Annotated in this window: 14 protein-coding genes; 3 read left to right on the forward strand and 11 right to left on the reverse strand. The window is 55.8% G+C overall.

Translation table 11 applies throughout. From position 1 onward, the window contains the following. Positions 1 to 88: 88 nt before the first annotated feature. Both pbpC and ACRQ84_RS09995 read right to left on the reverse strand, forming a co-directional pair. The gene (gene pbpC / locus ACRQ84_RS09990) at positions 89 to 2,413 is read right to left on the reverse strand and encodes a peptidoglycan glycosyltransferase PbpC (RefSeq protein WP_483815969.1); all 2,325 of its coding nucleotides are present in this window, start codon (positions 2,411 to 2,413) and stop codon (positions 89 to 91) included. A gap of 6 nt (positions 2,414 to 2,419) precedes the next feature. Further along, positions 2,420 to 7,306: an alpha-2-macroglobulin family protein gene (locus tag ACRQ84_RS09995; RefSeq protein ID WP_483815970.1), complete on the reverse strand. Its 4,887-nt coding sequence runs from the start codon at positions 7,304 to 7,306 to the stop codon at positions 2,420 to 2,422. Positions 7,307 to 7,443: 137 nt separating this feature from the next. On the opposite strand from ACRQ84_RS09995, the gene sseA reads away from it, so the two are divergent. Next, the gene (gene sseA, locus ACRQ84_RS10000; protein WP_064739557.1) at positions 7,444 to 8,283 is read left to right on the forward strand and encodes a 3-mercaptopyruvate sulfurtransferase; all 840 of its coding nucleotides are present in this window, start codon (positions 7,444 to 7,446) and stop codon (positions 8,281 to 8,283) included. A 181-nt stretch (positions 8,284 to 8,464) separates the two neighbouring features. Here the strand turns inward: sseA and sseB are convergent, their stop codons facing one another. The 5 genes from sseB to trmJ all read right to left on the reverse strand — a co-directional run bounded on the left by sseB (position 8,465) and on the right by trmJ (position 13,387). After that, the gene (gene sseB, locus ACRQ84_RS10005; RefSeq protein WP_483815971.1) at positions 8,465 to 9,232 is read right to left on the reverse strand and encodes an enhanced serine sensitivity protein SseB; all 768 of its coding nucleotides are present in this window, start codon (positions 9,230 to 9,232) and stop codon (positions 8,465 to 8,467) included. A 49-nt stretch (positions 9,233 to 9,281) separates the two neighbouring features. Continuing rightward, positions 9,282 to 10,568, reverse strand: coding sequence for an aminopeptidase PepB (pepB, locus tag ACRQ84_RS10010; protein ID WP_064739559.1), 1,287 nt, complete (start codon positions 10,566 to 10,568; stop codon positions 9,282 to 9,284). A gap of 62 nt (positions 10,569 to 10,630) precedes the next feature. Next, on the reverse strand, positions 10,631 to 11,803 hold the full coding sequence (locus ACRQ84_RS10015; protein WP_064739560.1) for an IscS subfamily cysteine desulfurase: 1,173 nt from the start codon (positions 11,801 to 11,803) through the stop codon (positions 10,631 to 10,633). Positions 11,804 to 12,010: 207 nt separating this feature from the next. Next, entirely contained in the window at positions 12,011 to 12,508 is a 498-nt protein-coding gene (iscR, locus tag ACRQ84_RS10020) for a Fe-S cluster assembly transcriptional regulator IscR (RefSeq protein WP_007886228.1), read from the reverse strand. Positions 12,509 to 12,643: 135 nt separating this feature from the next. Then, entirely contained in the window at positions 12,644 to 13,387 is a 744-nt protein-coding gene (trmJ, locus tag ACRQ84_RS10025) for a tRNA (cytosine(32)/uridine(32)-2'-O)-methyltransferase TrmJ (protein ID WP_064739561.1), read from the reverse strand. 121 nt (positions 13,388 to 13,508) lie between these two features. On the opposite strand from trmJ, the gene suhB reads away from it, so the two are divergent. After that, entirely contained in the window at positions 13,509 to 14,312 is an 804-nt protein-coding gene (gene suhB, locus ACRQ84_RS10030; RefSeq protein WP_008108283.1) for an inositol-1-monophosphatase, read from the forward strand. Between the two features lie 35 nt (positions 14,313 to 14,347). On the opposite strand, the gene ACRQ84_RS10035 is transcribed toward suhB, so the two are convergent. The 3 genes from ACRQ84_RS10035 to ACRQ84_RS10045 all read right to left on the reverse strand — a co-directional run bounded on the left by ACRQ84_RS10035 (position 14,348) and on the right by ACRQ84_RS10045 (position 17,151). Then, on the reverse strand, positions 14,348 to 15,361 hold the full coding sequence (locus ACRQ84_RS10035) for an MFS transporter (RefSeq protein ID WP_064739562.1): 1,014 nt from the start codon (positions 15,359 to 15,361) through the stop codon (positions 14,348 to 14,350). 192 nt (positions 15,362 to 15,553) lie between these two features. Next, a complete protein-coding gene (locus ACRQ84_RS10040) occupies positions 15,554 to 16,534 on the reverse strand; it encodes a nickel/cobalt transporter (protein ID WP_483815972.1) in 981 nt (326 codons plus the stop codon). Next, complete coding sequence (locus ACRQ84_RS10045) at positions 16,525 to 17,151, reverse strand: DUF1007 family protein (protein ID WP_483815973.1); 627 nt, start codon at positions 17,149 to 17,151, stop codon at positions 16,525 to 16,527. Before ACRQ84_RS10045 ends, ACRQ84_RS10040 begins: the two co-directional genes overlap by 10 nt. A 155-nt stretch (positions 17,152 to 17,306) precedes the next feature. Here ACRQ84_RS10045 and csiE point away from each other — a divergent pair, with 155 nt between their 5' ends. After that, positions 17,307 to 18,575 (forward strand): stationary phase inducible protein CsiE, encoded by a 1,269-nt coding sequence (gene csiE, locus ACRQ84_RS10050; protein ID WP_483815974.1) that lies wholly within the window; start codon positions 17,307 to 17,309, stop codon positions 18,573 to 18,575. On the opposite strand, the gene ACRQ84_RS10055 is transcribed toward csiE, so the two are convergent. Next, a complete protein-coding gene (locus ACRQ84_RS10055; protein ID WP_483815975.1) occupies positions 18,572 to 19,711 on the reverse strand; it encodes a 3-phenylpropionate MFS transporter in 1,140 nt (379 codons plus the stop codon). The genes csiE and ACRQ84_RS10055 overlap by 4 nt on opposite strands. Positions 19,712 to 19,822: the final 111 nt, after the last annotated feature.

A 19,822-nucleotide genomic window follows, 5' to 3' on the forward strand; every position in this document is an offset into this window, starting at 1 on the left:
GCGTTGCCTATTGGCGATTGGTGGAATTATTGAAAATAATTGATTTTTGTCGGGGCACACAGGCAAAAAGTATGCCATATCCATGTGCTCAACCGCGGGTAAAGGCCACCGACGACAGCTGCCCCGCTTCATCCATCACCACCAACTGATAACTTCCCGGCTCATCCAGTACCAGCGCCGCACTCTTGTTGCTCGCGTTACGCTCAAGCGGTTGCCCGTTTAAAAACCACCAGCGCTGCTCACCTTGCCCGCCCTGCACGGCTACCGACATCACCAGCACCACTTTGCCCGGCAACGGCTGTACGCGTTGACCATTGATCACACCGGTAATCACCATGGGCGGCGCATTGCCCTGATTGAGTGGCGGACAAGTGGGATCGATCGGCGGCAAGCGCTGGGCACGCCGTTCCGCATCCGGCAGCCAGGGTTCAAGTGGCAGCGGCCACATCAGGCGCTCGCGGCTTTGTGCATCCGGGCAATCTGCCGCCACGCGCAATCCCCGGCTGTTTTGCCAGTAGCGCTGGCGTAAGCCATTGACGCTCTCCTGCCCCGACGCCAGCAGCGTGGGTGGCACCGTTTGATTCAATACCCAACTCTGACGACGCTGGCGACAGTTCTCGTCGCCGAAGGGTAACGGCTGTCCGCCAGGCCAGCAGATGCTCATGGCGCTGACCGATGACGGGCGCGGATCGCGCGGCGCACCGTTCACCGGCATATGCCCCGCCAGCAGATTATTGACCTGATTCATCACCGGCACCGCCGAGGCAAAACCAAACTGACCGGCGACGGGCGTTGCATCAGGCCGTCCTACCCATACGCCAATCAGATAGCGCGGGGTGATACCTATCGTCCATGCATCGCGATAGCCATAGCTGGTACCGGTTTTCCACGCCAACGGCACTACGTCTGCCACCGCACCGCTGGCCGAGGGTTGTGCCGCGCCTGCCAGAATGCGCCGTACAATCCATGCCGCGCCCGGCGACAATAGCGGCCTTTCTTGCAAGGGTTGTGTCGTCAGCCAGCGTAACTGCGCCGCGTTACCGTGCCGGGCAAAGGCGCTGTAGGCAGCCATAATCTCATCCATACGCGCGCCGGTGCCACCCAGCACCAACGAAAGATTTGGCTCCGCCCCTGCAGGAAAGCGCAGACTCAAACCCACATTACGTAATCGCGCGGCGATGTTTTTTGGCCCCAGCGCATCCAGCAATTGTACAGCAGGTAAATTGAGCGATCGCTCCAGCGCATCACTGGCGCTCACCGGCCCGTGAAAGCCCGAATCAAAGTTACCGGGACGATAGTCGCCGAATCGACGCGGCACATCCTGCAGCAGCGATTCACCATGAATGAGCCCTTCATCCAGCGCCATACCATAGACAAAGGGCTTCAACACCGATCCCGGCGATCGCACGCTGGATATCATATCGACGTGACCAAAACGGCTGTCGTCATTGAAATCCACCGATCCGACATAGCCGCGCACTTTCATGTTTTGATGATCCACCACCAGCAGCGCCAGCGAGGTTCGCGGCGGCAGGTTGCTTTTCAGCGACGCAGCCAGATTCTCGAGTTCGCGCTGTAGCGACACATCTATCGTTGAGGTGATTTTGTTGTCGGGCGACAGCGACAACAAGCGGCGGGCCAGCAGCGGCGCACGTTGCGGCATCTGACGCGGCGGCAGCCACACCGCTTCTTGTTTGATATCGGCGACATCCTGCGCTGACCAGACGTGATATTCCGCGAGGCGATCCAGCACTTTATTGCGTGCGACTTCGGCGCGTTGCGGCCAGCGGTCAGGACGCAAGCGGCTCGGCGCCTGAGGCAGCACCGCCAGTAGTGCTGCCTCACCTTTGGTGAGCTGTGAAGGCGGTTTCCCCAGCCACATCCAGCTCGCTGCGCCAACACCCTCAACCGTGCCGCCAAAAGGGGCGCGATTGAGATACAGCGTAAGGATGTCGCGTTTAGAGAGATGATATTCCAGCTGTAGCGCGCGCCACGCCTGCACCACTTTGCCACGCAGGGTGCGCGGTTGCGGATCAATAAGACGCGCCACCTGCATAGTGAGCGTGCTGCCGCCGGACACCACGCCGTGATGCAACACGTTTTGCCCCACTGCGCGCACAATCGCCATGGGATTGATGCCGGGATGATGCCAGAACCAGCGATCTTCGTAGGTCAGTAGCGCCTCAATGTAGGCGGGCGACACATCGTCCAGTGCTACCGGATAACGCCACACGCCCTGTTTGTCAGCAAAACGCCACAGCGGCGTGCCGTCTTCGGCCACCACGACGCGCGCCGGTTGCACGTCGTGCAGCGGCAATGGCGTGAGTCGATCCAGCAGCCACAACGCAACCAGCAGCGCCAGTAAAAAAAGCGGCAGCCAGCGCCACCGCTTTAGTCGGTTACTTCCAGACATCAATTCTTAACGCACATTGAGTTTTTCCGGCGTGCTGCCAATCGCGCGCCATTCCGGCACATACATTGATTCCACCTGCGGCGGCGGCAGGCGATAGCTGCCCGGCGTAACCGCGCGCGCCAGATACAACAGCGTGCCCGGCGTGTAGCCATCGAGCGCCAGCGCGGCGACAAAACGATCGTCACGGAATTCGATATGCTTAATGTTGGCTTGCTGCATATCCATCATGCTCTCTTTCAGCGCATCGGCACTGTCACCCAAGCTGGCGCTGCTGTCGCTCAGGTTCTGGTTTTCCAGCTCCAGTCCGGCTGGCAGCAGATCCACGACCAACGCATCACTGACGCGCTCGCTGGCTGCGACTTTGAGCCGCACCACCAGCAGTTCGCCACTTTTCAGGTGGGTGAGATCCGCTGGCTTACCATCCAGCGTGAAGTATTCACGAGTGATCTGCAGAACGTTGCTCATCGGCGACGGTGCGGTGCGCGGATAGCCCACCACATTCAGCGTGCCGTAAAGCGGCGACGCGTTGTTGCTTTTCACCGACACGCCTTGTCGCAGCTGATCTTCACTGATGCTGAGATTCAAAGGTTGGTCGCTGCTGAGTGGCTCCGCTTTGCCTTGTAGTGTGGCCTGCCAGCTTTCGCCTTTGTGCTGCTGCAAAGTGCGGGCAGCAAGGAACAACGCGTTGTTTTCCTGGGTGGAGAACCAGCGCTGACCCTGTACCGCTTTCGCCAACTCAATCAACAGCGAACCTTGCATCTCTGGCAGCAACTGGTTTTCAGTTAACAGCGACAGAATCAGCGCACGATCGCGCACCGGGCTGCCGTAATCACCGAGCCAGCTGTTAGGTTTACGTTCCAGACCAATGCCTTGCGCCAGCGCCAGTTGCGCACGCTGCTGATCGCCCATCAACTTCAGTGCAACACCAAGCTGTACCAGCGCAAGGCCCGATTTTGCCTGTTCGCGTTTTTCATACAGCGCACGCAACGCACCCAGCGGGGCCTGCTGCTGACGCGCCAGCACCATTCCGGCGTAGGCCTGCACGCTGAAACGCAAAGCATCGGCATCGCTGCTCCAGCTGGTTTCGATCTGCGTCGGATCCTGCAGGTAACGCAGCAGACGTTCGTCGGCGCGGGTAATCACGCCATCCGGCACGCTGTACCCGGCTTCGCTGGCGCGCAGCAGGAAATCAGTGACGTAAGCGGTGAGCCAGAACTCTTCCTGACTCTCTTTGCTCCACAAACCAAAGCTGCCGTTGCCGCGTTGCATGCCGGCAAGACGTGCGATGCCGGTATCAATCGAAGCACGACGTGCTTCATCATTGCTGGTTTTGATGCCCATCGCCGTCAGCTGCGCATGGTTGGTGAACACCGATGGCCAAATGCCGCTGGTGGTCTGCTCAAGGCAGCCGTAAGGATAGGCATACAGTGAGCTGATGAAGCTGGCGATATTCAGCGGTGGACGATTGCTGAGCGACAGTTGACCGCTCAAAGTATCCGGCTGCAAACCATTAAAGGCACTCGCCATCACCTGCCAGTTCTGCCCGGTTTGCATCACGTTATCGAAGCTCAGCGTTTGTGCCGGATAAGCCGGACGCACGCCAATTTTCCATTTGCGCTCGCTCGGTTCCAGTGTTTCGCCCGGCAAACTCATGCCGGAAACAGTCACCTGCACATCGCCTTCGCCAAAGCCGCCCTGCGCTTTAACCGGAATCTGCAACGTGGTACGCGCGCCTTTCGCCAGCTGCACACTGGCGGGGATTTGGCCGTTAAGGGCAATCTGCCCGCTGGCGGTGACATTGATTTTTAGCGTTTGCGGTTGATCGGTGAGGTTGGTGAGATCCAGCGCCAGTGTGGATTGATCGCCACTGGCAAGGAAGCGCGGCGTTGCCAGTTCGCTGATCAAAGGTGCGGCAACCACCAGCTTACGATCGGCCGATCCGAAACTGTCGTCGCTCCATACCTGTGCCATCAAACGCAACTCGCCATTAAAGGCCGGAACTGGCAGCTCCAGCGTGCCTTCACCATTGGCATCCAGCGTCACGGGCTGCAACTGTTGCGCCACGATCTGCACGTCGGTGACCGGCTTTTTACCGCCGCGCGACAAGGCATCCGCATCGTCGCCGTCACCACCAAAGCGCAGCGCGGCCAGCTTGCCACCGCCGTCAATCAATTGACCAAATACATCGTATTGATCGGCGTTGTAGCGCTTGCGGCCAAAAAACGCTTCCCACGGATTAGGGGTTTTATAGTCAGTGATGTTGAGCACGCCGCTGTCCACCGCCGACAGCAGTACCTGAACCTGCTGCGGCAATGCGTTCCCTTCACGGCTGGCTTTCACCTTCACTTTTAACGTCTGCTCAGGGCGGATTTTATCCGGCGCGTCGAGCGCTAAGCTGAGGCGGCGCGCTTCGGTTGCCATCGGCAGATGCAGCAGGCCCACCGCGCGTTTGGGCGTGACGCCGCTGGCTTTGTCACCGTCGCGCACCACGATGGCGCTGAGATAGAGATCGTGTCGCTTCCAGCTGTCACTAATTGGCACATCAATGGTTGCGCCGCCCGCCGGAACATCCAGCGGTTGCCACCACAATGTGCCGCTGCTGGATTCCACCAGCAGATAGCCTTTACCTGCGGCAGGTGATTCAACCTGTACATGCGCGGTGTCACCCACTTGATAGGCGGTTTTATCTATTTTCAGTTTGACCTGATCCGGACGCAGTGCGCCGGTGCCGTTGGTGTTGTCCTGCCACCAATATCCCGCCTGGAATCGCACGCTGCTAATGATGTTGTCGCCAGCATGCACTTCCAGTCGATACGTGCCCCACTCCACCGGGAAGCTCACTCTCTGGCTGCCGCCGGCAGCAATGTTGATACGTTGCTCCTCTTCCTGCAGATCCTTTTGATCGTAGCGCGACTGCCAGCCTTCGCTGTCGGAGAAGCTCCAGTAATAGTCGCGGCGTTCGTGAATCAGGCGTACATCAAGATCCTGCGCCGCCAGCTTCTCACCCTGTGGGTTGGCGTATATCACGTCGAATTCAGCAAGGCTGTTTTCCGCTACGGTCGGCTCATCGTGATAACGATCGGTGCGATAGTCATACACTGATTCACTGTTAAACAGCGGACGGATGCCAGGCAACGCCGGCGCCGGCCAAATTGCCTGAGTTGCGCGGCGCGTCACCGGCCGGCCGCCGGTTTCCAGCAGGCTGGCTTGCAGAATCAGATTGAGCGGTGAATGGCTCTCTTTCCAGCTGCTCTCAACCTTGAGCTGCACTTTACCGCTCTGATCCAGCTTCTCATCCACATCATCCAGCGTGCGTTTGAGTTCTTCAGTAATGTCGCCGAATTGATAGCCTGGCAGCGCAGCCACCGCTTCACGCGCCGGGCGCAGGAACAGTTGCCCTTGCAGTTCGTTGCCCGCGGCAGGTGCGCCGTACAAATAGCGGCCTTCCACCGCAAAAGTCACGTCGTCATCCGGCGCCACCGGTTGCGCACTATTATTTAGTGCCAGCGCCATACGTTCCGGCAGGAAATCTTCCACATGGAACGACCAGTTGCGCGGCTGGTTGTCACCGCTGTTAATGCGCAGCGTCCATTCGCCGGTCATGGCAGAAGCGGGCAACGCGAAGCGATGTTGATAGACGCCGCTTTCTGGCTGCCAGACAAAGGTTTGCGACACTTCGCCATTCGGCTGCACAACTTCAGCTTTCACTGGCTGCGACGGCAAGGGTTTGCCATCGGCATCACGCAGCAGCGCGTTGACGATCACCGTTTCACCTGGACGATAGAGATCGCGTGGACCAAATACGAAGAACTGTTTGTCGTAGCCTTGTGGGCCATCAATCGGAAACTCAGCCAAATCCAACGCCGGACGGTTAAGATCGATCAGCGAGGTTTGCCCTTTTTGTGTTGCCAGCAACAGCTTGCCTTTGGCATTCGCCGGTAAGCGCAAATGGCCGTTACTGTCACTGCTACCGCGAGCAAGTTGTTTACCCTTTTCATCTAATAGCTGCACGCTGACGTCATCCAGCGGTGCGCCGCTGGCCAGGCTTTGGGCAAACAGTTCCAGTTGATCGGGGAATTGGTGCAGCGACAGACCGATGTCGCTTAATGTGAACAGTGTCGCCGGTTGCGTGTAGTTGTAAGTACCGGCCTGTTTCATCACCGCCAGGTAAACGCCTGGCTGTTTCAGCGCATCCACATCACCAAGCGGCAACTGCATTTTCTCACGCGTATTGCGCGCCGGGTTGAGATCAAAACGTCCGCCATAAACCAGATCGGCATTTTTCAGCAGATCGCGCGATTCCCAATACGACATGTTGTTGCCGTAATTCCATTGGGCCAGGAAATCGGCCAGCGAAGCGCTTTTTACCCGGAAAAAATCGACATCAACCGTATCTACATTCAGCGCCAGCACCGGTAAACCTTGCGTCAGGCGCAGCGGCAGCAGCGAACCGCGGCTAGCAAAGCCAACCATTGGCTGAATATCACGCGTGGTGATCGTTTGGCTAAACGATTTGGATAAGGGACTGCCATCAGCCGCTTTAAGCCCGGCATCGACATTAATCGTCAACTTGCGCGACGGTTCCGGATGTCGAAAACGCAGCGCTTTACCGTTTTGCGCTAGCTCCCAGCCACCATCCACCTTGCCGCTTTTCTCATCAATAATCTGCAGATGTGCCGCGAAATCCTGCTGGCTATCGAGCGGCGTGTTAAAGGTCAACACCAGCGCGGCGGCACCCTCAAGTTGCAGTTCGGAGAGATCGATAACGGAGAGTGATTGCTGCGTTGCTGTTGCGGCTGTCGTTTCCGCCGCATGAATCGCCGACGTTCCGCCACCCAGTAATACTCCCCCGATCAGCGCGTTGAGCAGCAGCCGGTTAAAACGTTTTGCCATGGTAAATCCCTCACCAGTCCCAGAAGTTAAGAAAGAGTAATGCTGCGCATTTTCGACAACTTTAGCAATCATGCCCTTGAGATAGCGTTCACATTCCCGGAGACTGGTCTTTTCCCGTTTGCTGAGAAGAGGTTGCTATGACAGCCATATTTGTGTCCGCTGATTGGTTGAAAGAACATTACAACGAGGAAACATTGCAGGTGCTTGATGCCCGCATGTTACCGCCAGGTCAGGAAGCCGTGCGTGATATTCAGGCTGAGTATCTGGCCGGTCATCTACCGAATGCCCCGTTCTTCAACATCGAAGCATTGTCCGATCATACGAGTCCTTATCCCCATATGATGCCGCGCGCCGAGTCCTTTGCCGTGGCAATGCGTGAGTTGGGCATCAGCCAGGATAAACATTTGGTGGTGTATGACGAAGGCAACCTATTCTCTGCACCACGCGCGTGGTGGATGCTGCGCGCCTTCGGTTGTGAAAATGTGTCAATTCTGGCCGGCGGATTACAGGGCTGGAAAGCCGCCGGTTTCGATGTTGCTACCGGACCGGTTAACCTGCCAGAAGCCGAATTCGAAGCCGTTTATGATGGCGCACAGGTGAAGCGTCTGACCGATGTGCTGCTGATCAGCCACGAAGGCGGCGCGCAGATTGTTGATGCGCGCGCGGCAAACCGGTTCAACGCCGAAGTGGATGAACCGCGTCCGGGCCTGCTGCGTGGACATATTCCTCACAGTTTAAACGTGCCGTGGAACAGTTTGGTGGTGAATGGCGAACTGAAACCGGCAGCGGAACTGCGCGATCTGTTTGCTAAGGCGGGCTTAAAATTGGATCAGCCGGTAATTGCCAGCTGCGGTTCGGGTGTGACGGCGGTGGTGGTGATTTTGGCGCTCACCTCGCTCGGTGTGCGCGATGTAACGCTGTACGACGGCTCGTGGGGCGAATGGGGCAGCCGCGACGATTTACCGATTGAGAAGTGATGATCAGGTCGCCATGAACAGCGTAATGCTCGTCATTTAAGCGTGAATCGGTCACCATGAATGGCGACCCTACGTTACAGAGCTGGGCTTTCGTAGGGTGCGCATTCATGCGCACCTGCATAATCAGGCAATTATTTGCTTAAGTGAGCGGCATTACGCGATGAATGGCGACCTTACAGCATCAAATAATCCGCTGACTGCCTTTGAAATCGCGCAGGAAACTGCCCCAGCGACGTTCATAGAACGGCGTGATGTGGGCAGTGAAAAAATGGCTCACACCGCGATCTTCATTGACCACTTCACAGATATCAATCGGCGCGTCATCAGCAAGCGTATCTGTCGCGACGCCGCCAGCCGCCTGAATAATTTCATCAATATCATTATCCGCTTCGATACCAATCAGCAGGTTCGGTTCTTCGGTGGCACTTTCACGAATGCTGGCGATGTAAGCACGGCGCACCTGCTTGTACTTGGCAAACAGCTGCGTCAGCGAATCAATCATCTGCGCTGGCGGTTCGGCCACTTCGGACAATAGCAGCGCCTGGCCACCTTCAAGCACGGTTTGCTGGCTTAGCGCACTGCCCTCTTCGCCAATCAAATGCGCGATTTCACCCGGCGAAAACTCTTTGCCCGCAGGCAGTTTCGGATTGAGGAACAGCGTTTCGCCTTGAGTGATCTCAAATAGCGTACGTACCGGCATGCGCAGATAAGGCTGTTCATCTGTGATTGCCTCGCCCATCGCTTCTTCTGACGTAAAGAACGGAATTACGCTGCCGCCACCCTCTTTTTCCCAATGCTGCAATTCGACCGGTGAAGTCGCATCAAACTGTTCGGCCGGGCTTTCGCCTGGCACCCAAACATCGGCGTCCAGCAACAGTTGAAAAAATTCCGGACGGTGCGCAGGCTCAGTGGCGGCCAGCTTCAGCACCTCTTCAAGACGGTTACTCATGTAATGATTTCCAAAAAAATAGGCAGACTTACGTCTGCCATGATGAGGATTATTTCAGTAACAGGTTAGCGACGGTGCGCACGCCCAAACCGGTCGCACCGGCGGACCACTGATCCACCGCGCCTTTGCGGTACGTCGCGGAGCAGTCAATGTGCAGCCAGCCTTGCTGATATTTGCTGACGAAATGCGACAGGAACGCAGCCGCGCTGCTGGCACCCGCCGCGTGTGACGGGCTGGCGATGTTATTCAGATCGGCAAAGTTCGAAGGCAGATGGCTGCGATGGAACTCAGCCAACGGCAGACGCCAGAAGGCTTCATTTTCGCCGGTCGCGCTGCCAAGCAGCGATTCCGCCAGCACATCGTCAAAGGTAAACAGCGCATGATAATCATTGCCCAGCGCAGTTTTCGCCGCACCGGTCAGCGTTGCCGCATCGATCAGCAGTTCAGGATTCTGTTCGCTGGCATCGATCAGGCCATCAGCCAGCACCAGACGCCCTTCCGCATCGGTGTTCATCACTTCTACGGTTTTGCCGTTACGATAGCGGATGATGTCGCCCAGACGGAACGCGTTGCCGCTGACCATGTTGTCTGCGCAGCACAGGAACAGTTTCACGCGCTTATTCAAACCACGTGAAATCGCCAGCGCCAGTGCGCCAGTGAGCGTTGCCGCACCGCCCATATCGGACTTCATTGAGTCCATAAAGGCGCTCTGCTTCAGGCTGTAACCGCCGGTATCAAAGGTGATGCCTTTACCGACCAGACACGCGTAAACCGGTGCATTTTCATCTCCGGTTGGATTGAAATCCAGCGCCAGCAGCACCGGCGCGCGCGTTGAACCGCGACCCACGGTGTGGATGCCGGTGTAACCTTGTACGCGCAGGTCATCACCTTTGGTGATGCGATAGCTGACCGCTTTGCCGCCTACTTCGTTGATCAAATCAACCGCGTTGTGCGCCAGCTGTTCCGGGCTGAGATCTTCCGCCGGCAGGTTGATGGTATCGCGCACCCAATCAACGATCTTCAGACGACGCGCAAACTCTGCCTGATCGGCCTCATTGAATTCCGGCCACTCGACCTGACGTTTGCCTTTCGGGCTGCGATAGCCTTGCCAGAATGCCCAGCACTTTTCCAAATCCCAGCCTTCGCCCTGCAATGCGACATGACGAATGCCCTGACCGTCCAGCTTGCGACCCGCGCGCTGGATGCTCATCAGCGCATCTGCGCCAGTCAGGTGAACGGTCATGCCACTTTCGTTGCTGCTCAGCAGCGCTTTGTCACCCCAGCGCGCATCGGCGGCCTGGGAGCTGAGCGTAATTATCATCGGTTGTGTTGTCATCGCGTGGCTCCGTTTGCGTTAGGTGTCACCTTGCGCCAGAACCGGCGCAAGGGGTGCATGAATTAGCGGGAGTTTGCCGCAGGCGAGAGCGCCCGCAAACGTGTTACCGCTTTGTTAACCAGCTCGATAGCGTACTCAATTTCCTCTGCGCTGGTGAAGCGCCCAAGCGAAAAACGCAGCGAGCTGTGTGCCAGCTCCTGCTCAACGCCCATCGCGCGCAGTACATAGGAAGGTTCGAGACTGGCCGAGGTACAGGCGGAACCGGATGACAGCGCCAAATCTTTCAGCGCCATAATCAACGATTCGCCATCGACGTGGGCAAAACTAATATTGAGGATGTTCGGAGCGCCCTGCTCCAGCGAACCGTTGAGGTTCACGTGACCCAATTGATTAATGCCGCTCCACAGACGCTGGCGCAGCTCGGCCAGACGCGCCATTTCGCTGCTCATCTCTTCGCGCGCAATGCGGTAGGCTTCGCCCATGCCGACAATCTGATGCACCGGCAAAGTGCCAGAACGCATGCCGCGCTCGTGACCGCCGCCGTGCATCTGTGCATCAAGTTGCAGACGTGGTTTACGACGCACCCACAGCGCACCGATGCCTTTCGGGCCATACAGCTTGTGCGCTGAGAACGACATCAAATCCACCGGCAGTTCAGTGACGTCAATCGGCAGTTTGCCGACGCTTTGCGTGGCATCAACGTGGAACAGGATGTCACGCGCACGGCACAGCGCGCCGAGTGCGGCGATATCCTGAATCACACCGGTTTCATTATTGACGTGCATCAGCGACACCAGCACCGTGTCATCGCGCAGTGCAGATTCGAGCATCTGCGGCGTGACAATACCGTCGCCGCCGGGCTGTAAGAAGGTGACATCAAAGCCTTCGTGCGCCAGTTGCAGGCAACTGTCGAGCACCGCTTTGTGTTCGGTTTGGCTGGTAATAATGTGTTTGCCGCGCGCCTGATGAAATTGCGCTGCACCTTTAATGGCAAGGTTATCAGCTTCGGTCGCGCCGGAGGTAAAGACGATTTCACGGGGGTCGGCATTGACCAGCTCTGCAATTTGGTTGCGAGCGACATCAACAGCTTCTTCAGCCTGCCAGCCAAAACGGTGGGAACGGGACGCGGGGTTACCGAAAGTGCCATCCATCGTGAGGAACTGCATCATTTTGGTGGCGACACGCGGATCAGCAGGCGTAGTTGCTGCGTAATCCAGGTAAATCGGTAATTTCATTGCGCTAAAACTCCGTATAAAAAATCATACGTCTTTATAGCACATTCGGCCTTTCCAGTATGAACCCGTCATGCTTCAAGTTATAGGTGCGTTGGCTGCACTCACTCACCCCAGTCACATACTTGTGTATGCTCCTGGGGATACGCTCGCGTGCCGCCTTCCTCAAACTCAAATCATTCAGGGTTGGGAAAACCAGGCTAAGTCAGATTACGCGCGAAGATTAACGTTGATGGTTTCTTGCACACGATGCTGCTGGAAGCGACGATTATCGACGGTGTTCTGACGATCGGCGACATCAAGAATTTCCTGGTTATTCACCAATTCCGCCAGCGTGATGTTATTGAGGAAGTCGCTGATGCGCTCACTCAGATCGCGCCACAGCACGTGTGTCAGGCAACGCTCGCCGCCCTGGCAGCCTTCTTTACCCTGGCATTTGGTGGCATCGACAGATTCGTCAACGGCAGTGATCACGGCACCCACGGCGATAGCGCCAGAGTCTTTACCTAACAGATAACCGCCGCCTGGACCACGAACGCTGGCCACTAAGCCGTGCTTACGCAGACGCGAGAATAACTGCTCCAGATAGGACAGCGAAATGCCCTGACGCTCAGAAATGTCAGCTAGCGGCACCGGGCCCTCGTGTGAGTGCAGTGCAACGTCCAGCATAGCGGTTACGGCATAACGTCCTTTGGATGTCAGTCTCATAGCATACAACCTCGTAAGCGTCCGTCCGATTATCGGCGGGTTATCTGAAGAATTGACGCCAGTCTGACATTCCTGAGTAAAACGGTCAACTATTTAACCGAGTAATTTACTCAACTATTTAACCGACTGTTTTACTCAACTATTATCCCCATTACCTTTGCGCTTTTCGAACGATGCCATCATGCCGCGCAGGATGTTGAGTTCGTCGCGTTCCGGGCGAGCACGCGTATATAAACGACGCAGCTTGCTCATTACCTGGCTTGGTGTACCTTCGCGGATAAAGCCGCTGTTCAACATCATCTGTTCGATGTGCTGATAGAAGCGCTCCAGATCGTCGACCAATGGATACGGCGACACGTCGGGCTCTGCTGCGGGCGCGGCTTTTTCCTGCGCGTCCAGCCATGCCATGCGCACTTCGTAAGCGATGATCTGCACCGCCATCGCCAGATTCAGCGAGCTGTATTCCGGATTGGCCTGAATCGCGACGTGATAGTGACACTTCTGCAACTCTTCGTTGGTCAGGCCGACGCGCTCACGACCAAATACCAAGGCGACCGGCGCCTGCTGGCCTTCTTCCACGCTTTTGATACCGCACTCGCGCGAGTCGAGCATCGGCCACGGCAGTGAGCGTGAACGTGCGCTGGTGCCAACCACCAAACTACAGCCAGCGATGGCTTCATCCAGGGTATCGACAATGCGCGCATTACCAATGACATCGCTGGCGCCAGCGGCGAGGGAAATGGCCTGTGAATCGGGTTTCACCAACGGATTGACCAGATAAAGGTTGGTTAAGCCCATGGTTTTCATCGCGCGTGCGACGGAACCCATGTTGCCAGTGTGCGACGTTTCTACCAGTACGATTCGGATATTTTGCAGCATAATTAGAGGCGGTCAGGGAAATGATGGCGCGCATTCTAACATAAAAAGAGGACATTTGCTGAACACGCTGATATACTCCGCGCCGTTTTCCCCGTTCTTTAACATCCAGCGAGAGATACCGATGCATCCGATGCTCAACATAGCCGTGCGCGCCGCGCGCAAGGCCGGAAATTTAATTGCCAAGAATTATGAAACCCCGGACGCTGTCGAAGCCAGCCAAAAAGGCAGCAACGACTTCGTTACCAATGTTGACCGTGACGCAGAACGTCTGATTATCGAAGTAATTCGTAAATCGTACCCGAAACACACCATCATCACCGAAGAAAGCGGTGAATTGGCGGGCGAAGATCAAGACATTCAATGGGTAATCGATCCGCTGGATGGCACCACCAACTTCATCAAGCGTTTACCACACTTCTCAGTTTCTATCGCTGTGCGCATTAAAGGCCGCACCGAAGTTGCTGTGGTTTACGATCCAATGCGCAACGAACTGTTTACCGCAGTACGCGGTCAGGGCGCACAGCTGAACGGTTACCGCCTGCGCGGCAGCACGGCTCGCGATCTGGATGGCACCATTCTGGCTACCGGCTTCCCGTTCAAGTTGAAGCAGCACGCAACGCCTTACATCAACATCGTTGGCAAACTGTTCACGCAGTGTGCTGATTTCCGTCGTACCGGTTCGGCTGCGCTGGATCTGGCTTACACCGCTGCGGGTCGCGTTGATGGTTTCTTTGAGATTGGCCTGAAGCCATGGGATTTTGCGGCGGGCGAACTGCTGGTGCGTGAAGCGGGCGGTTTGGTGACTGACTTTACTGGCAACCACGGTTATGTGATGTCAGGTAACATCGTTGCCGGTAACCCACGCGTAGTGAAAGCTATGCTGGCATCGATGCGTGAAGAATTGAGTGAAGCGCTGAAGCGCTAAATAAGAAAAGGCGGCTGAATCAGCCGCCTTTTTTATTACCGACGTTCGTGACTTAATACCTGACGCGGCTGTGTCTTGCGACCCACGCGTCCCAGCAACGCCGCCAGTACCGCTTCAATCACCAGCATAAAGAAGGTAAACCAGCTCGCTTTCGCCGTTGCGGCTGCCGCTTGCTCAGCCACTTCGCGGGCTTTCTGCTCCGCCTGCTGTTTCAACTCCTGATACTGTTGCACGGCTTTTTTATAGCTCTCCTCGGTCTGAGTCACAATCTGCTCGACTTCCTGATCGCTTTTACCGGTGCGTGCTTTGATAATATTTTTCAGCGCATCGCGGTCGGCAGCCTGCAAGGTATCTGAATGACGATTCATAACGCCTTTCAACCAATTAGCCAGATCATTATCAGCATTCTGTGGATTCTGCGCCGTTTGCTCTGCCTGATTTTGCGCATTATTGGCTTCGTTATTTACATCCTTTTGTAGATTCTCAGGCTGTAATTCCGATTTACCGGTTTGGCGCAATGTGGTTTGCAGTTCATTTTTTAAATCATCCAGATTGATATTACTTTCCTGCAGCTTTTCTTTTGCCATATTGGTCAGTGAAGGCGCCGCAGCGGAAATTCCATTGCCCACCGCATTCACGCCAGCACCTAAAATATTAAAGGCACCGCCAATAACCCCAGTCGCCAGGGTAATCGCCAACCATAATGTCAGGATAGTGCTGACACCAAACATTAATAATCCGTGCAAAGCCCCTTCACGCTGCGCCAGACGCCCGGCAACGTAGCTGCCGACACCCATGGCGATCAGCATGCTGACGCCAGTCCAGATTAATGCGCCAGTGCCCAAATGCTGCAGTGGATTTTGTTCCTGTTGTGGATCGATGGTTGTCGCACCAATCGCCGTACCTAATATCCCTAATAAAATATGAATTATTAGCGCAGCGATAACGCCGGCAAATACTGCGCTCCAGGAAATACGTTTCAATGGTAGGCCGCCATGCACTTCGTGCACCGTATCCACGCTGCCATTATTAATCCGAGTTTCAGGCATCGTTTTCTCCTCGCAGAATGTTTTGCTGAAATTTTATTATTGCTCAAGCCACCAGAATATTGACTGGTGTGATTGAGCTTAGACAGAGAAATCTATTTTCACCAGCGTACTAAGCGGAGATATTTAATTGCTTATTGAGGGGAGAAATACTTGCAGCAGTGAGTTATTTACACTACCTGTTTATCCTTAATTTCAGAATGGACGAATTCCGCCGCCAATGCCTGGCGAGGCGCTCTGCCATAAGGCAACGCCCGCGACGATTAACAACACACTGCCCAATAACGCAAACACTGGCATGAGCAGCTTAGCCAAGAGATTAGTGTCGCTGGCGCGCCCTAAACGCAGTGCCAACGCACGAGAACGTTGTACTAACAAGCCGAGCGCTGACACCGTCAATGCGGTGCCCATCGCCATCGCCACGGCCGAAGCTACGCCCCATGCATAAACACCGATTACTTTAGCGAACAGCAGCATCATGATGGCACCGGAACAGGGCCGCAGTCCCATTGAGAACACCACTAACGCTTGGGTTTTGCCGCTCACCGCCTGATCCATCTGCGCGGCGCTTGGCAGATGAGCATGACCGCAGCCGCAGTGTTCGTCGTGCTGATGCTGCGGACGAATGGCGTGAATCTGCATTTTTAGTTTCGGTCGTAATTGCTGGTGCAGCGTTCGCAGCGCACGCCAACCAACCCAAATCCCGAGTGCAACAACTAACAGATAACTGCCCTTCTCCAGCCAATAACTGCCGAGATGCATCTGGCGCGATGAGGTTTGCAGAACCACCAACATCAGCGTCACCAAAACTATCGCCACGCTGCCTTGCAGCAATGCCGCCAGCAACGTCAGTTTCAGGCTGGTTTTCAGCTTTGCGGGGTGCGTAGCGAGAAAAGTGCTGATCACCACTTTGCCGTGTCCCGGCCCCAACGCATGCAGCACGCCATAGGCGAGGCTAAACAACATCAGCGTCACGCCCGCCTGCTGCGGTTGCTCAGCGACCTGCTGCAACAGCTGCGTCATCTCGCGATTCAGGACTTTTTGCCACAGCACGCTTTGCAGCAAAATTTGCGACCAGTGCTGCCAAAACAGCACGCCCGCCAACAGCATTAACCCCGCCATCAGCCACAGCGGCCATAAGCGTCGTGCATGGGAAGGAAGCGAAATCAATGACATGTCAGCGTTACCGTTTGAGCGAATTGCTGGCCCAGATCCATATCCTCTGGCGGCGCATCAGCTTTATCCAGCGACAGCGCATATTGTTTCAGCGAGTCATCCGGTTTCGGCGTGTACAGATCGATTTGGCAATGGGATTTAACGACGTCGTCCATGGTTAATGCCTGCGGATTATCATAATACATATCAACGAAATAACTGGGATCGAAGGTCTGAATGCGATACTGCGTCGCGCGCATTACCTGCGGCTCGCCAAACGGCACGATAAACTCCAGCACCGCTTTGTTGCCGTTGCGCGACAGGTTGTACTCTTTCGGCAAATTCAGGAATTTGACCCGATTTTTATCTTGCCACACCTCGGTGAAATAGTGCTGACCGAGCACATTCGCCATCACCTGCGCGGCCAGCTTTTTCCACACCACATCGCCGGGCTTAGCCTTACCTGCGTCGTAGAGCAAGTCCGCGGAGGTAATCTCATCCATGGTCCACACCATTTTCATGCCGCTAAGATGTTGGTTTTCACTGATGAACTCGGTTTTCATGTCAATAAAGCTGTGCGGATGTGACCAGGCTGCGGTGCTGAACAACAGCGTAAACGTAATGAGTGCAATTTTCATGTGTTATAAAGTAACAATTTTAAAGTGAAGTGTAGAGTGGTCCAGAAAAATTGTGACCCGCCCTAAAGCTCTGAACAAAAGTCACGACAAAGTGCAAGGTTACCGCGTGGAGTTAGCTATTCTTAGCTCAAAAGTGACCTGCGGATAAACCATTGATGAGTTCTGCACCTTCCTCTGCACCACTCTTCAGCCGCTCCCAGCGTCGTTGTCATCTGTTACTGCTGCTATTTCTGCCCGCTCCCGCTTTGACGCTTGAAAAGCTCTGCCAGTTAAATGGTGTTGCGCCTGTTGTCGCCCGACAGGATATCGCGGATGTGGGAGATGAGATACAGCGTTACCACCAACTGGAGCTACACCAGATGGTCGATGGCAGCTTCCGCATTCATGGGACGGAACTGGACAGGCGGCTGTGCCTGATCCACTGGCTGCGACGCGCGCTGCGTTTGTCGCAGGCGTTTGTCTGCGAGCATTTTGCCCCGGTGCTGCGTCAGCGCCTGAAAATACTCCAAATCGAGAAAGCGCTGTGGGATGAAACGAACTTGCAGGCGCTGATCCAGCACTGCAGCCTGCGTCTGGCGCGCGACTTCAGCGCACGTGACCGCCTGTTTCTGCAAATCTTCATGAAGTATTCGCTGTGCCAGCGACAGAACGCCCTTTTCAATGAGGGACAACGCGCATGGCTGGCGGAAAAAATTGAACGCGCTGCCGCGGACGACGTAATTCACCATTGGCAGAAACGCTGCCACTTAGCGCCCGACGTCAGTGAAACCGACTTCTGGACGCTGCTGTTCAGCCTGCTTCATGCACCGAACGGTGCGCAGCTCGACCATCCACAAGCTGTCAAGTTGATGCATTCAGTGGAAGCGTTGATTGCGCGCTTTGAGCAGCTGGCGCAGACCCGTTTCAAAAATCAGTCCGAACTCAGGCAGCAACTTTTTACTCATCTGGCACAGGCACTTGATCGCAGCCACTTCTCCATCGGCATAGATAACAGCGTGGCGCTGGATGTTGCACGGCTCTATCCGCGTCTGCTGCGCACCACAGAGCGCGCACTCGAGCATTTCAGCCGGAATTTTGCCACACGCTTTAGCGCTGAAGAGGTCAGTTTGGTTGCGGTGTTATTTGGTGCCTGGCTGATGCAAGAAAGTGCATTGCAGGAAAAGCAGGTATTACTGCTGACGGGCGCAGATGCGGCGCTGGAGCAGTTACTAGAGCAGCAGCTGCGGGAAATGATGCTGCTTCCTATTAACATCAGCTATCAGGATGTCGTCCACTTTCAGCGTGAGGGCGCGCCGCGCGATATCGCGCTGGTGATCACGCCGTACGCCATTTCGTTGCCGCTGTTTTCACCGCCGCTAATTCAGGCTGAGCTGCCGCTGAGTAGTCATCAGCAGCAGCGCATTCGTCAGTTGCTGGAGAGCTAAGCAGCACGCGGACGCAGGAACAATGCCGGCAACGCCACTAAGGCCATTACCCAGAACAAATGTCCTTGCAGATGGGTAAAGAGTACACCGCAAATCATTGTCATCACTGCGATACCGCCGCCCATCGCCAATGCCGAGTAAAGTGATTGCAAACGAATCACTTCTGCACCCTTACGCGCGGCAATAAAACGCATCGCCGCTAAATGGCAGACGGTGAAGCTGCCGCAGTGCAGGATCTGCGCCACAATCAGCAACGGCAACGCCGTGCTGGAACCCAGCAACGTCCAGCGGATAATGGCGCTCACGCCGGATAACAGCAGCAGATCACGCGCGGTCCAACGGTGGAACAGTCGGCTGCTGAGCGCAAAAATAACAATCTCAGCAACCACGCCTAACGACCACAAATAGCCAATAATTGACGCGGAATAACCGCTCTCCTGCCACCAGATCGCGCTGAAGCTGTAGTAAGCCGCATGCGCACCCTGCAACAATGTCACGCATAACATAAAGCGCCACACCGCATTTTCGCGCAGCAGGTCACGCCACACTTGCCAGCCACCGTCGGTTGACGTCTGGCGTTCACTGCCCTGCGGCCTGGTCGCTGGCGTTAACATCATTCCGCCCAACATGCTGATGGCGCCTAATGAGAGCAGCACCAAAATCGCCTGAGACGAGAACGCCGTGACTAACATGCCGGTTAAAGCGGAACTGATGACAAACGCCAGCGACCCCCAAAGACGAACCGGCCCGTAAGCCAGGCCGATTTGCTGCGTCCAGGTGGCGGCCAGCGCATCACTCAGCGGCACCAGCGGTGAGAAAAACAGGTTGAAGCCGATCATCACGAACAGCAGCCACAGCCACTGTTGTCCCAGCCAATAACCGACGGCGAACAGGCACGTCATCAGCGCCAGCAGACGCAGCGCGGTGATCAGCTGTGAGGGATTTTTTACCTGCGAGGCAATCAGCAAACTGCCGACAAAGCGCGCCACCATGCCACACCCCAGCAGCAGACCGATTTTTTCCGCATCGAGTCCGGTGCCTTTTAGCCAGACGCTCCAGAAAGGCAGGTAAATGCCGTAACAAAAGAAGTAAGTGAAGTAGCCCAAACCGAGCCATTTGGCGGAGCCGATTGCCATATTCCCTCCAGCAAAAATGCTGCTGAGCAGCACGAGTGCGCGCTACTTTGTCAGAGCACTGCGGCGACGGCAATAAAAAAAGGATGGCTTGCGCCATCCTTTTTTGTCCTG

Origin of the sequence: Pantoea sp. E2023-21 (assembly GCF_051302795.1) — a bacterium.
Lineage (GTDB): Bacteria > Pseudomonadota > Gammaproteobacteria > Enterobacterales > Enterobacteriaceae > Pantoea > Pantoea ludwigii_A.

Bases quoted from the DNA above. Each gene is read 5' to 3' on its own strand.
- pbpC (WP_483815969.1), bottom strand. From the start codon at position 2,413: ATGTCTGGAAGTAACCGACTAAAGCGGTGGCGCTGGCTGCCGCTTTTT.
- ACRQ84_RS09995 (WP_483815970.1), bottom strand. From the start codon at position 7,306: ATGGCAAAACGTTTTAACCGGCTGCTGCTCAACGCGCTGATCGGGGGA.
- sseA (WP_064739557.1), top strand. From the start codon at position 7,444: ATGACAGCCATATTTGTGTCCGCTGATTGGTTGAAAGAACATTACAAC.
- sseB (WP_483815971.1), bottom strand. From the start codon at position 9,232: ATGAGTAACCGTCTTGAAGAGGTGCTGAAGCTGGCCGCCACTGAGCCT.
- pepB (WP_064739559.1), bottom strand. From the start codon at position 10,568: ATGACAACACAACCGATGATAATTACGCTCAGCTCCCAGGCCGCCGAT.
- ACRQ84_RS10015 (WP_064739560.1), bottom strand. From the start codon at position 11,803: ATGAAATTACCGATTTACCTGGATTACGCAGCAACTACGCCTGCTGAT.
- iscR (WP_007886228.1), bottom strand. From the start codon at position 12,508: ATGAGACTGACATCCAAAGGACGTTATGCCGTAACCGCTATGCTGGAC.
- trmJ (WP_064739561.1), bottom strand. From the start codon at position 13,387: ATGCTGCAAAATATCCGAATCGTACTGGTAGAAACGTCGCACACTGGC.
- suhB (WP_008108283.1), top strand. From the start codon at position 13,509: ATGCATCCGATGCTCAACATAGCCGTGCGCGCCGCGCGCAAGGCCGGA.
- ACRQ84_RS10035 (WP_064739562.1), bottom strand. From the start codon at position 15,361: ATGCCTGAAACTCGGATTAATAATGGCAGCGTGGATACGGTGCACGAA.
- ACRQ84_RS10040 (WP_483815972.1), bottom strand. From the start codon at position 16,534: ATGTCATTGATTTCGCTTCCTTCCCATGCACGACGCTTATGGCCGCTG.
- ACRQ84_RS10045 (WP_483815973.1), bottom strand. From the start codon at position 17,151: ATGAAAATTGCACTCATTACGTTTACGCTGTTGTTCAGCACCGCAGCC.
- csiE (WP_483815974.1), top strand. From the start codon at position 17,307: ATGAGTTCTGCACCTTCCTCTGCACCACTCTTCAGCCGCTCCCAGCGT.
- ACRQ84_RS10055 (WP_483815975.1), bottom strand. From the start codon at position 19,711: ATGGCAATCGGCTCCGCCAAATGGCTCGGTTTGGGCTACTTCACTTAC.